The following is a 12735-nucleotide window of genomic DNA, read 5'->3' on the forward strand; positions in this document are numbered from 1 at the left end:
GGAACGTGATCCGGGGCCGGTTACTTGATGCCGAGGCCGGCGTCCTGGACCGGCGGCCGTCCTTCGTTCTTGAGGACTTTGTTCAGCAGCCTGAGGTCGAAGACGCCCTGCAGGTCGGGCTCGTCCAGCAGACCGACCCTGACGGCCTGCTCCGCCTCCGTGGTGAGGGTGGCTGCCAGGGGGTCGTAGGTGAACCGGATGGACTTCCACGCCGGAGCTAGGATGTCCGCCGGCAACTCCTTACCGGTGTCGGCCTTGAGCTGGGTGTTCGCTGCGGCCTTCGCTGTGTCGGGGTTGGCTTTGATCCAGGCGGTCGTCCTGACTGTGCCGCGCAGGACGGCCTCGACGACGTCCGGGTGTTCCTTGAGGAACGTCTGCGAGACGATGAGGTTCGTGACGACGAACCTCTCGTCCGGCCACAAGGCGGCTTCGTCGATCAGCACCTTCGCGCCCTCGGCGACGAGCTGGGACGCGGTCGGTTCCGGCACCCAGGCGCCGTCGATCGATCCGGACTTGTAAGCGGCGGGCGCGACCTTGTTGTCCGTGCGGAATACCGAGACATCGCCCTTGCCGCTCTCGGGGTCGACCTTCCAGCCCCTCTCGGAGATCCAGTTGAGGAACGCGACGTCCTGGGTGTTGCCCTTCTGCGGGGTGGAGATGCGCTTGCCCCTGACGTCGTCCAGCGACTTGATCCTGTCGGGGTTGACGACGAACTTCACGCCGCCCGAGGCGGCACCGGAGATGATCCGGAGGTTCCTGCCACTGGACTTCATGTAGGCGTTGATCGAGGGCGAGGGGCCGATGAAGCCGATGTCGAGAGAGCCGCTGTTGATGGCCTCGATCTCGGACGGGCCGGCGTTGAAGACCGAGTACTCGGACTCGGTGCCGCCCAGTTCCCTCTGGAGAAGGCCTTGTCGGCGGCCTATCAGCGCAGTGGCGTGCGTCAGGTTGGGGAAGTAGCCGATCCTGACCGTGTCGAGACCGTCGATCTTCTTGCCGCCACCGGTGACCTGACTGCGGTCGTGTTCCGTGGGCTCCGCGGCGGATCCGTAGCCGCAGCCGGTGGCCACCAATCCGAGGAAGGAGAGGGCTGCGGCGGCCAGGCCGCGGCGCAGGGTGCCGGCAAGCATGGGAGGGCGTCCTCTCGTTGGCCCGGCGGCCACGCTGCCCCGGCAGGACCACGGCGGGGCCGGAATGCCGTCGTGCTCTTCGACCGGTACCGGGCAGCTGTGTCTGCCGGTCATCTCTGGAAGCCCCACCCTTCCTCGTCCGCCGGGGTGACCGTCCGCGCCCGGGAGGTGAAGGACTCGCCCGCCATGCCGGCCGCCAGCGTGGTTCCGTCGGCCGGGTCGATGAGCAGGAAGGACCCGGTACGGTGCGAGTCGGCGTAGGCGTCGAGCGCGAGGGGCTCGGCGGTGCGGACGACGACGCGGCCGATGTCGTTGGTGACGAGCTGCCCGGGATCCGGGTGCTGGGTCAGGTCGTCGAGGGTCAGCCGGGAGGGGATCTCCTTCACGATCGCCTTCACCGTCCGCGTCGTGTGCTTGATCAGTACCCGGGCTCCGACGACCAGGGGCCGGTCCGCCATGTGGCACACCGTCGCCTCGACGTCCTGTGTGGTCGCCGGGGCACTCGTGGACGGCGCGATCAGGTCGCCGCGGGAGACGTCGATGTCGTCCGTGAGGCGCAGGGTCACCGACTGGAGGGCCCAGGCGATGTCGACGCTCTCGCCGAGGGCGTCGATGCCCTCGATGACGGAGGTCCGGCCGGAGGGCAGGACGGTGACGGCCTGGCCGACGCGCAGAACGCCGGCGGCGATCTGGCCCGCGTAGCCGCGGTAGCCGGGGTGCTCGGCAGACTGCGGGCGGATCACATACTGGACGGGGAAGCGGGCCGGGCAGGCGGTGAGGCCGTGGCTGACCGGGACCGTCTCCAGGTGGCCCAGCACTGTGGGGCCGCCGTACCAGTCCATGTTCGCGGACGGCTCGACCACGTTGTCCCCGGCCAGTGCCGAGATCGGGATCGCGGTGATCTCGGGGACGCCCAGGTCCGAGGCGTATGCGGTGAACTTCTCGGCGATGGCCGCGAAGGCGCTCTCCTCGTATGCGACGAGGTCCATCTTGTTGACGGCCAGGACGACGTGGGGGACCCGCAGGAGGGCTGCGACGGCAGCGTGGCGGCGGGTCTGTTCGATGACGCCATTGCGGGCGTCGACGAGGACCACGGCCAGGTCGGCGGTGGAGGCGCCGGTAACCATGTTGCGGGTGTACTGCACGTGCCCGGGGGTGTCGGCGAGGATGAACCGGCGGCGGGCGGTGGCGAAGTAGCGGTAGGCGACGTCGATGGTGATGCCCTGCTCGCGTTCGGCGCGCAGGCCGTCGGTGAGGAGCGCGAGGTCGGGCGCTACCTGGCCGCGGCGGGCCGATGCGGCCTCGACGGCCTCCATCTGGTCGGTCAGGACCGACTTCGAGTCGTGCAGCAGCCGGCCCACCAGGGTGGACTTGCCGTCGTCAACGGAACCGGCGGTCGCGAAACGCAGATGCGTGGTCGTCGCGAGGTCGTCGAGCCCGGCGACCTGATCGGTGGCGCTGGTCATGTCAGAAGTACCCTTCACGCTTACGGTCTTCCATCGCGGCTTCGGACATCTTGTCGTCGGCGCGGGTCGCGCCCCGCTCGGTGAGGCGGGAGGCGGCGATTTCGGCGATGACGGTGTCGAGCGTGGCGGCGTCGGAGTCGACGGCGCCGGTGCAGGACATGTCACCGACGGTGCGGTAGCGGATGAGGCGCTTCTCGGGTGTCTCATCCTCCTTGGGGCCGCCCCACTCGCCGGCGGTGAGCCACATGCCGTTGCGGAGGAACACCTCGCGTTCGTGGGCGAAGTAGATGCCGGGGAGTTCGATGTTCTCGCGGGCGATGTACTGCCACACGTCGAGCTCGGTCCAGTTGGAGAGGGGGAAGACGCGTACGTGTTCGCCGGGGGCGTGGCGGCCGTTGTAGAGCTGCCACAGTTCAGGGCGTTGGCGGCGCGGGTCCCACTGGGAGAACTCGTCGCGCAGGGAGAAGACGCGCTCCTTGGCGCGGGCCTTCTCCTCGTCGCGGCGGCCGCCGCCGAACACGGCGTCGAACCTCAGGCTCTGGATGGCCTCGGTCAGTGGGAGGGTCTGGAGCGGGTTGCGGGTGCCGTCGGGGCGCTCGCGGAGCCTGCCCGCGTCGATGTACTCCTGGACGGAGGCCACGTGCAGGCGCAGGCCGTGCTCCTCGACGGCGCGGTCGCGGTACTCCAGGACCTCGGGGAAGTTGTGCCCGGTGTCGACGTGCATGAGCGTGAAGGGCACCGGCGCAGGCACGAACGCCTTCAGCGCCAGGTGCAGCATGACGATGGAGTCCTTGCCGCCGGAGAACAGGATCACCGGCCGCTCGAACTCGCCCGCCACCTCACGGAAGATGTGCACCGCCTCGGACTCCAGCGCGTCGAGGTGCGACAGCGCGTACGGGGCGGCGGAGCCGGAATCGGCGTGCAGGTGTGCGGCCGTGGTCATGCCAGACCCCTCTCGGTGAGCAGCGCATGCAGGGCCGAGGCCGACTCCTGCACCGTCTGCGTGTGCGACTCGATACGGAGGGCCGGTGATTCCGGGGCCTCGTACGGGTCGTCGACCCCGGTCAGACCGGAGATCTCGCCCGCCGCCTGCTTGGCGTACAGGCCCTTCACATCACGTACGGAACACACCTCGACCGGAGTCGCGACATGCACCTCCAGGTAAGTGGTGCCCTCGGCGGCGTGCCGCTTGCGGACCGCCGCGCGGCGGTCCGCGAACGGCGCGATCACCGGGACGAGCGCCTTGACACCGTTGCTTGCGAGAAGCTCGGCGACGAAACCGATGCGCTGGATGTTGGTATGCCGGTCCTCACGGGAGAAACCCAGGTCCGCGGAGAGGAACCCGCGGATCTCGTCACCGTCGAGGACTTCCACACGATGCCCCTCGGCACGCAGCCGCTCGGACAACCCGTGGGCGATCGTCGTCTTCCCCGCGCTCGGCAGTCCGGTGAGCCACACCGTGGCGCCGGAGCGGCGGGCATCATCCTGCGTTCGTGTGTGGATGCTGCCCACCGACCCTGCCGCTGTCCGGTCAGAATTCCTGGAGCTCATAACCAAGTTCCATCGCCTCGGCCAGCAGAAGCCGAGTGATCTCCTCCTTGTCGGCGTCTGTCAGGTACGTGCGGGAGGCATGACCGACGAGTCCACGCTCCGGATGAACGCATGCCCGCATGGAGGCCAGTTCCTCCGGCTCGCGCTCGTACCCCTCGAATGCCGGGAGCTCCCGTTTCACGAACTCGCCCAGGCGTACCGCCTGGACGCCCGCATCGGCCAGCAGGCCCTCCCAGTGCAGCACGAGGACGGCACATCCCTGCCGCTCAAGGTCGCGGATCAGCTGGAGGGTGCTGAGCCAGCGGGCGCAGTGCGCCTCCACCGACAGCGGGCGCCAGTTGCTCGTGGTCGCCTCGCGGCGACGCCCCGAGGCGACCACGTCGAAGGGGTGTCGCACTGTCACCACCGCCTGGCTGCAGTGCGTTCGGAGCAGGGTGCCCAGGGGGTCGGGAACCGCGTCCAACCCGCCTCCTTCCCACGCCACGGGCTCCTTCCACGCGAGGAGGCCGAGATCGCGGGTCTCAAGCCCTTGGCTCGGCCAGGAGAGGAATTCCCGCTGCCGCACCTTGTCGAGCCGGTCCGCCCCCGACGATGCGTACGCGTTGAGTGCTGCGAAGGCCTCCTCCGCAGAGCGACCCCGGAGGTCGGTGAGAACCTCGTGGACGCAGTAGGCATCAGCCAGTTGAGTCAGCCAGTCGCTGACGTAGGTGGTCCCGCTGCGCGGCGCGCCGGTGACGAAGAGGAAATCCTGTGGCATTCACGTGCCCTTCGCTTTGAATGTCGGTGTGGTGATGTGTCCGCCACGGGATGCGGCTGCGGTGGTCGCGTAGAGCGATTCCGTGCGCTCGACCCAGCGGTCCAGGCCGTAGAGATCCTTGGTGAGGCCTCGGATGGCTTCGCCATCGATACGCCCGTCCGTCGTTGCGTCCAGGGTGTCGCCGAGCACGTCGGCGTACGCCTGGACATCCCAGCGGGGGGCGAGTGCGGCCGCTTCTCCGCCGACCTCGCGGGCAAAGTCGGTGTCCCAGGCGACCACCGGCATGCCTCGGAGGTTCGCTTCCGCGAAAACAAGCCCGAAGGACTCGTACCTCGACGGCATCGCGCACACGTCACTGGTCCAGTAGAGCTCGTCCAGGTGGGCATCGCTGACTTCAGGATGCCAGTCGATGCGGTCGCCGTACTTGCGCTTGAGCGGTTCGCCGTACCGCTCCCACGTGCTGCCGGTCGCCTCCACGAGATCCTGGCCGACCAGGACGATCCGTGCGGTCGGCCTCGCGGTGAGAAGCAGATCTGCCGACTTCGCAAAGAGGTCGAAGCCCTTGCGCCGGCTGAGGCGGCCGACGAAGAGCACGGTGTCGCCCGTGCGGCGCGGGGTGCCGTCGGGCACGGAGACGCCGAAGGGCATGATCTTGGTGCTCCGGCGGACCTGTGAGGGCACGTGCTCCAGGTGCGCGGTCGTGGGGGCCACCACGACGTCGCTCTTGACCAGGCACACCCATTCCGCGCCGCCCAGCACCCAGCGGCCGATCTGGTCACGGGCCCGGTCGACCAAACCACCCTGGTCCCTCGGGACCTGCGCGATCCCCGTGGTGGCCCGCAAGAGCTGGGGTGCCACCTTCGCGATCGAGTGCATGGCACCGAGCGCTCGCCAGCTGGCGAATTCGACCAAGTCCAACGGGCGCTCGGCCTGGAGTGTGGTGAGTGCCCGGCGGACCCGAAGGCTGCGCCTCAGATCCGATACCCCGGGCAAGGCCCCGAGTGGCCCGGCGCTCTTATGGCCGTCCTCCAGCCAGTGGACGGTGAGGTTCTTCCGTATGGTGCCGGATTCAGCGCCTTCCGGCATGCGGCTGCATGCCACCAGCACCACCACCTCATGGCCGCGATCCACGAGGCCGCGGGCAAGATCCCAGGTGTTGCGGCCGATGCCGCCAACCATGGGCGGGTACGCAGGCGACACAAGGCACACGCGCATGGGCCGTCCCAGCGAGCCGACGTCGGGCGTCGCAGTCAGGGGTTCGCCCCGCTCAGCTCCCACCATGTCGTACCTCCAGTATTCCGAGTAGTTCGCGGTCCACATGTGCAAGTCGTCCCAGCAGCCCAGGAGCGGTCAGGACGGGGACGTCGGGCCGGCAGATGTGCACGGCAGCGCCGAGACCCGCCCGAAGGCCGCCCATCACGTCGTTCTCCCATGAATCCCCGACCACGACCGCTTGGTGGGGAAGGGTGCGCAAGCGCTCCAGCGCCGTGTGGAAGACGGCGGCATCCGGCTTGGTGCGTCCGACGTCCTGCGAGGTCACCACGGCATCCACGGCCGCGGTCAGTCCGAGCCGGGCACACTTGGCGTTCTGGATGCCTTCGGGTCCGTTGGTGACGATCCCGATGAGCACACCCGCGGACCGCAGAGACCTGAGGATGCCGATGACGCCCTGGTGCAGTTCCACCCGTGCCGCTGTCGCGTCGGCGCAGGAGGCGACGGCAACAGTGAGCTCGGGAGACGGCTCGCACCACGGCTTCAAGGCGTGACGGAGTCGGCGCCGGCGGTAGTCGTCCACGGTCACGCGGCCGGTGTCGACCTCGACATGATGGCGTGCCAGGTGCTCTTGGAACCTCTTCCAGAATTCGGGCATGGCCCCGGCGGGCAGGTGCGGCTGAACCAGCCGGCCCGTGCCCTCACGCTCGACGGCGGCAGCGGACGAGTAGTCGATCAGCGTGTCGTCGAGGTCGAACAGCACCGCCTTCCAGGACAGACCCGTCATGCTCCGGTTCCACTGCCGGTCACGGCCGTGACGAACTGATCGATCGTCATCCCCGCCTCGGTGCACGCGTTCGTCCGCAGGAATCCCCACTTGGCATAGAAGTGCTCCCATGAGCTGATCACGTTGTCGGGCGTCCGGAATCCCGGGGCGTCCTCCTCGCCGTTGGCCCGGTGCTGAATCAGTGCGGACGTGGCGATGGCAAGCGCGTCACTGCCGAGATCGCGACGCAGCTCCAGGCTGTAGTCGAGATCCTCGCCACCGATCCGGTACGCCTCGTCGTGCCGCACTGCGGAGGCGACCTCGCCCAGTACCGCCATTGCGCGATGACCGGCGAACTCCACCGGAACGATGCCCGTGGTGGTGCCCACGGGCTGCCACTCCCACTCCCAGCAGCGCAGTTGCCCGCCCGATGGCCGTGGTATCTCGGTGAACCGCAGCTCCGTCTGCCCGCTGTACACGAGTTCTCCCTGCCAGTGCTCCACCGATCCGCAGGCCGCGTGGCGGCCGCCTCTGAGCACCGCGGTCGTCTCGGTGAGCCAGCCGGGTTCGAGGATGACGTCGTCGTCGAGGTGCACGACGACATCGGGAACCGGGCCTTCGTCGAGCACGAGGTCTTCCAGCAGCCTCTTGCCCCGCATGAACGCGTTCTCGGTGTGGCGTACGTACCGGGCGTCATAGGTGAGGCACGCGGCCTCCAGCAGCGCGCTCACATGGGGGCGTGAGGCATTGTCGAGCACAGTGATGTCGACCGAGCCGGAGAACCCGTGCTGAGCACGAATACTGGCCAGCAGACTCGTCAGGCCCTTCGGCCGCTCATAGGCGAGCACGAGGAAGTGGGTACGCACGGGAACGCCTTTCTGACGGTAACTCATGCGGCGGCCCCCGCATCCACGCGGAGGACTTCGGCGGTGATTGCCCCTGCGGCAGGCGACATGAGGAAGGAGACGGCCGCCGCGGCATCGCCGGCCGACGTCTCTTGCGGGAGCATGGAGCGGCGCCGGATACGGTCGCGCGCCACCTCGTCGAGGCCCTCGCTCATAGCCGTGTCGATGAATCCCGGGGCCACGCAGTTGGCTGTGATACCCCACGGACCGGCTTCCGCCGCGAGTACGCGGGTGAAACCCTCCAGAGCAGCCTTGGTGGCGCTGTACACCCCGAGGCCGCGATAGGGCCGCTGTGCGCAGATGGAGCTGATGGTCACGATGCGTCCGGTGCGCGCGCGCATCATGGCCTTGATGGCTGCCTGTGACAGGACCATGGGCGCCAGGAGGTTGACTGCAAGCATGGATTCCATACCCGCGCGCGGGAGGCCCGCGTGGAGACCACTGAACGCCACCGCCGCGTTGTTCACCAGCCCGTAGAGCCCCGTGCAGGAGCGGATCCGGCGGGCTACGGAGTCGACCCCCTCCTGAGAGCTGAGGTCGGCTGCCATGAATTCGGCCCGCGCGCCGTGGTGTGCGGACAGTGCCTCGTACTCGTCCGTGAGGTTCCGGGCCACGGCGATCACACCGTAGCCCTCCTGGAGCAGGACGCGGCCGATCTCCAGACCGATGCCGCGGGTGCCACCGGTTATGACGACAGTTCGCTCGGCGGTGGATGTGCTCAAAGTTGAACCTTTCCGGATTCGGCGACCGCCAGGCTCTCGACGCTTCTGATGCGCTGGGGGCGCTCATGGGCGTCCAGCAGGCCGGCGCTGTATCTCTTGAGTTCGGGAATCAGAAGAAGGGGATCGCGGTCTCGCCGCAGCACGACGTCGGCGGCGACCACCTGGCCGAGCAGCGGGTTCCGCAGCCCGTAGGCCCGGGCGGCCAGGACCGACTCGTGCTGCTGCAGCACCTGCGCAACCCGGTAGGGATTCGCCTTGAGACCACCGACGTTCACGAACACCCCGGCCCTTCCCACGACGTGCACGCGCCCTTCGTCGATCCGAACCTGGTCCCCGGTGTCGACGAACGGGGCATCCGGAGCGACCGAGATGCACAGCTTCCCGTCGCGGACATCGAACGCGGCGCCGCTCGGCAGCCGGCGTCCCCGCAGTTCCTCGGGAAGTCCGGCCTGTCCGTCATCGACGTGGATGACCGTACCCAGCTCCGTCGTTCCGAAGATCTGCTTGATGCGCCGGGGCGCGACGGTGCTGCTCAGCAGACGCAGGAGCGACGCGTCGGTGGGTTCCCCGCCAATGGTCACGGTGTCCACCCGGCGAAACTCGGCGGGGTCCCGGGTCGCGATGGCAGCGAGCCGCCAGAAGGACGGCGTGGCCGCCGCGACCGTGAGCGGAGCGGCGTCCGGCCGGGGAGCGGCCAGTTCCGCCGGGCGGACGAACTCAAGGGTGGCAGCCCGGCCCAGAGCCTGACACGTCGCCGAAACGCCGGCGAAGCTGTGCGGCGCGTAACCGATCGCCCAGTGCTCGTTTCCCCTGCCCCACTCGCCGTGCGCAAGGCTGCGCCACGGCCAGTGGGTCGGCTTCGGCTCGCCGGTGGTCCCCGACGAGAGGAGCCAAAGCCCCGGCTCCGCGGGGACGGAAGGCGTCATGGCGCCGGTGACCCTGCGCACGGTGCAGTCCCCCGACGGGTCCGGCCACTCCACGACGGTGTCCACACCGAGTGCGGCGAGGTGGGTGTCGGAGACCGTGGGACCGGTGATCACCACGTTGGATCCCAGGCCGCGCGCGGCGACGAGCACCGTCACCAGGGCCTGTCCGGTGGGCACCGCTGCCGCAACAGCGGATGGCCGGGCCGCTGTCACCTGTTCCCTGAACCGCTCGGCCTGCCGGGTCGTCGCGTCCCAGCCGATCACGCGTCCTGCTTCCCACAGAGTGGTGGAGCGGACGTGGCCCAGTCCCGAGGTCATGACGGACTGGCCGGGGTGAGCGCGGAGTGCAGGTCGGCGAACGTTTCGAGCCGAGTACCGGAGCGGAGTTCGAGAAGGGTCTCAAGGCGTTCCTCGAGCTCCACGATGACTTCCGCGATCAGCAGGCTGTCCACGCCGACGCTCTCCAGCTGAGTGGACTGCGGACCGCTGACGGTGAAGTCGGGTACGTGGCTCTCCCCACCGGGCAGACGCACGGCGAGAACCGCGGACACGGCGTCACGCATTGTCTCTTCCGGAATGGACGGGGACACGGCGGCAGGGGCAGCAGAGACGGTCTCGGTCTCATTCATGGTGGGTTGTTTCCTTTCTCCAGACGCCGAGCAGGTCCCGGTACTGCGCGACGAGCGTCTTTTCGGCAGCGGACAACGGCCCGCCCTCCAGGTAGTAGGGCGCGGCGAGCGGAGCACTGGTACGAATCCGGCAGAAGCCGCCGCGCAGCGGAATCCTGCGGGGCGCCCGGAGAGGGACCAGCTTGGGTGGGCTGATGTATGTCAGCCGGAACCCGTTCCGGACCAATGCGGCCTGCAATGGAACGTAGCGCTCGTCGCTCAGGTCGCACACCGCCACGGTGCACGCCTCACCGCGATCGGTGAGGACCTCGGCCAGGGCGCTCTCGGGGTTGTCCGGATCCATGTGGACCACCCGGGGCCCGTGCGGATCCCCGTCCATGGCCGGCGTCCCCGCACCGAGCGGTGCGAGCGGCTCCGCCTGATGCGTGCGGATATCCACGGCGAACCCGTTCAGTTCACACAGGCCCGCCACCAGGCCTGCGGACTCGGCATCACTCACATGCACGGTGCCACATACTGCGAAACCCTCGCTCACGTGGGCGTCCTCGGAGCTCAACTCCCGGTAGTCCAGGACCTCCAGTGAGCCACCCGCCATCACGTAGAAAGGGGCGACTCCCCAATGCCGAGAGCCGACCGCCCGTGTGTGGAGACGATGGATGGCTGCCCCTCCGGGGATCCCGTGGGCCGAACGGCGATTGCGCGGTACGCAGGAGATCGTGTGGAACGCCTCGCCCTTCCGCGCTCCCGACAGAACCCGTCCCAGGTCCCACAGGATGGCGTCTGCCGCGCCCGCCGAGTCGCCTTGGGTACTGCCAGTGCGCGCGACCTCGATGTGCCCCGGGCCGTAGAGACCGTCTCCCGGGAGGGTGGTGTGCGTGCCGAGGGACAGGCCGTCCAGGGATTCCTCGGGGGGGCACCCCGGGGCGTGGAACAGCTCGGCCGCGCGAGCCACATGGTCCGCGGGCCCCCAGAACAACACCCGCTCCGATCCGTCGGCTATCCGGTCGGCCAGGCGCTCCTCATCGAAGACGTCCGTGTGGTAGTCGCCGTTGTAACAGCGCAACAGGATGCTGCGCCGCAGCCGCACCGCGAAGAGCGGATTGCGCAGACAGATCTCTGGATCCAGCCATGTGGCGCCGGGCCCGGCCGCGGCCATGCGGCGCAGGGCCGGAGCCCGGTCGTCCCCGGTCGCATGCCGGATCACTCCGCCGCGCATCACAGGTAGCCCAGTTCCGCGAGACGGCGCAGCATGTCCGGTGAATCCGCCTGCTGTGCGGGCTCCCCGTCCACCTGATCGATCCAGTGCAGCCCCTCGTCGACGGTGTACTGCACGCCGAGCTCCGCAAGGAGAGGGCTGACCGGGATGCCGTCGGGGATGGCCACGCCCTGCGCGGCGCAGAGCACGGAGAACACCTCCGCCATCTCCAGCGACCGGTTCGCGGCCCGGTCCGGCGACAGCGGGAAGTCAGCGCCGCCGGCCAGGAAGATGCCGTCGATCCGGTGACCGCTGATCAGGCCCCCGGGCTGGGTGAACAGCGTGCCCGCAAGTCCAGGCCGTGGGTGGATTCCATCGGTCGGAATCAGGATCAGGTCGGGGCCCAGGTCCCGGAGAGGGCCGTCGTACACGTCTTCGGCGACGAGGACCTGCTGGAACACCGGTTGCCCGGTGTCCGGCACACGCAGAGCCAGCAGTCCGTCCTGGAGCTGCTTCAGGAACCCGGCGTACTCCTCGGTCGGAACGCCGTAGCCCTGCCGGTCCTGCCGGTTGACGTAGATGGCGATCTCCGGCTCTTCACCGGCATACGCCCAGGACCTGTGCATGTCCACTTCGCAGCCGTTGCCGCTCCGCTGCGCCCAGCCGTGTTCGACCAGCCAGTCATCGGTCTGGAACACCTGCCGGGACGGTCCCGCCCCGTGATCGCTGACGACCACGACGTTGTCCCAGTCCTGCTGGGCGAGCAGCTTGGCGAGAGCATCGTCGGCGAAGGCGTACGCATCCCGGACGGCGCTGCCCGCACCGTCCTCGTGATCCCAGAAGAAGTGCTGCATGCGGTCCGTCACCGTGACCACGTGCACGGCCAGGTCGGCACCGGACGGCTGCGCGAAGTCCACGGCGGCGGCAAGGTGGTTGGTGCCCACCTCGAGGATGTGCTTCCGCAGCTCGGCCGGGCGGTCGACGAACGACAAGCCCTTCTCGATCTCGTAGCGATAGCCAGGAAGACGTTCCTTCAGATCCTCCGCCAGGTGGGGCGGCCAGGTCTGGCCCGGTGCATCCTCCAGCGACAGCGTGCCGCACACGAACACGCCTTCCGTGGGCGGTGCAGGGTAGGCCATGGGGAAGTTGGTGACCGACACCCGGCCGCCCTGCTGCTGCACGTACCACCAGAGGAAGGCCTCCTCCAGGTGACGTGTCGAGACCAGCGGCCGGTTTCCGCGATCGGCGTCGAATCGGCCACGCCAGTGGAACACCCCGTGCTGGTCAGGGCGGAGCCCGGTCATGCAGGTGGTCCATGCCGGACCGGTGAAGAAGGGGAGGGTGGACTTCAGCGTCCGTACCGTCCCCGACCGGTAGAGCCGGGCCAGAGCTCCGTCCGGATGCTCCTGCACATAGCGGTCCATGACGTCGAACGTGGCGCCGTCCAGACCGACGACCAGAAGTTTCTTCATGGTG

At 68.7% G+C, this 12735-nt stretch carries 13 protein-coding genes; all 13 read right to left on the reverse strand.

Features of this window, described 5'->3' with window-relative positions; translation table 11 throughout:
* Window positions 1–20 precede the first annotated feature (20 nt).
* Window positions 21–1130 carry an aliphatic sulfonate ABC transporter substrate-binding protein gene (locus OG782_RS28640; RefSeq protein WP_406455742.1) on the reverse strand — a complete coding sequence of 370 codons (1110 nt, stop codon included), beginning with the start codon at window positions 1128–1130 and terminating at the stop codon, window positions 21–23.
* 110 nt (window positions 1131–1240) lie between these two features.
* Window positions 1241–2596, reverse strand: a complete 1356-nt coding sequence (locus tag OG782_RS28645; RefSeq protein WP_406455744.1) for a sulfate adenylyltransferase subunit 1 — start codon at window positions 2594–2596, stop codon at window positions 1241–1243.
* 1 nt (window position 2597) lies between these two features.
* A complete protein-coding gene (cysD, locus tag OG782_RS28650) occupies window positions 2598–3539 on the reverse strand; it encodes a sulfate adenylyltransferase subunit CysD (protein ID WP_406455746.1) in 942 nt (313 codons plus the stop codon).
* Entirely contained in the window at window positions 3536–4147 is a 612-nt protein-coding gene (gene cysC / locus OG782_RS28655) for an adenylyl-sulfate kinase (RefSeq protein ID WP_406455748.1), read from the reverse strand. The genes cysD and cysC overlap by 4 nt, the downstream gene beginning before the upstream one ends.
* Complete coding sequence (locus OG782_RS28660) at window positions 4128–4904, reverse strand: hypothetical protein (RefSeq protein WP_406455750.1); 777 nt, start codon at window positions 4902–4904, stop codon at window positions 4128–4130. Before OG782_RS28660 ends, cysC begins: the two co-directional genes overlap by 20 nt.
* Entirely contained in the window at window positions 4905–6083 is a 1179-nt protein-coding gene (locus OG782_RS28665) for a glycosyltransferase family 4 protein (RefSeq protein ID WP_406455752.1), read from the reverse strand.
* 88 nt (window positions 6084–6171) lie between these two features.
* Complete coding sequence (locus OG782_RS28670; protein WP_406455754.1) at window positions 6172–6903, reverse strand: HAD family hydrolase; 732 nt, start codon at window positions 6901–6903, stop codon at window positions 6172–6174.
* Window positions 6900–7748 carry a glycosyltransferase gene (locus tag OG782_RS28675; RefSeq protein WP_406455756.1) on the reverse strand — a complete coding sequence of 283 codons (849 nt, stop codon included), beginning with the start codon at window positions 7746–7748 and terminating at the stop codon, window positions 6900–6902. Before OG782_RS28675 ends, OG782_RS28670 begins: the two co-directional genes overlap by 4 nt.
* A 23-nt stretch (window positions 7749–7771) precedes the next feature.
* A complete protein-coding gene (locus OG782_RS28680; protein ID WP_406455758.1) occupies window positions 7772–8509 on the reverse strand; it encodes an SDR family NAD(P)-dependent oxidoreductase in 738 nt (245 codons plus the stop codon).
* Window positions 8506–9753 carry an AMP-binding protein gene (locus OG782_RS28685; RefSeq protein ID WP_406455760.1) on the reverse strand — a complete coding sequence of 416 codons (1248 nt, stop codon included), beginning with the start codon at window positions 9751–9753 and terminating at the stop codon, window positions 8506–8508. Before OG782_RS28685 ends, OG782_RS28680 begins: the two co-directional genes overlap by 4 nt.
* Window positions 9750–10064: a phosphopantetheine-binding protein gene (locus tag OG782_RS28690; protein ID WP_406455761.1), complete on the reverse strand. Its 315-nt coding sequence runs from the start codon at window positions 10062–10064 to the stop codon at window positions 9750–9752. Before OG782_RS28690 ends, OG782_RS28685 begins: the two co-directional genes overlap by 4 nt.
* Entirely contained in the window at window positions 10057–11280 is a 1224-nt protein-coding gene (locus tag OG782_RS28695) for a hypothetical protein (RefSeq protein WP_406455763.1), read from the reverse strand. Before OG782_RS28695 ends, OG782_RS28690 begins: the two co-directional genes overlap by 8 nt.
* Window positions 11280–12731 carry an alkaline phosphatase family protein gene (locus OG782_RS28700; protein WP_406455765.1) on the reverse strand — a complete coding sequence of 484 codons (1452 nt, stop codon included), beginning with the start codon at window positions 12729–12731 and terminating at the stop codon, window positions 11280–11282. The genes OG782_RS28695 and OG782_RS28700 overlap by 1 nt, the downstream gene beginning before the upstream one ends.
* Between the last annotated feature and the right edge of the window lie 4 nt (window positions 12732–12735).

Origin of the sequence: Streptomyces sp. NBC_00876, from assembly GCF_045207435.1 — a bacterium.
Classification (GTDB): Bacteria; Actinomycetota; Actinomycetes; order Streptomycetales; family Streptomycetaceae; genus Streptomyces.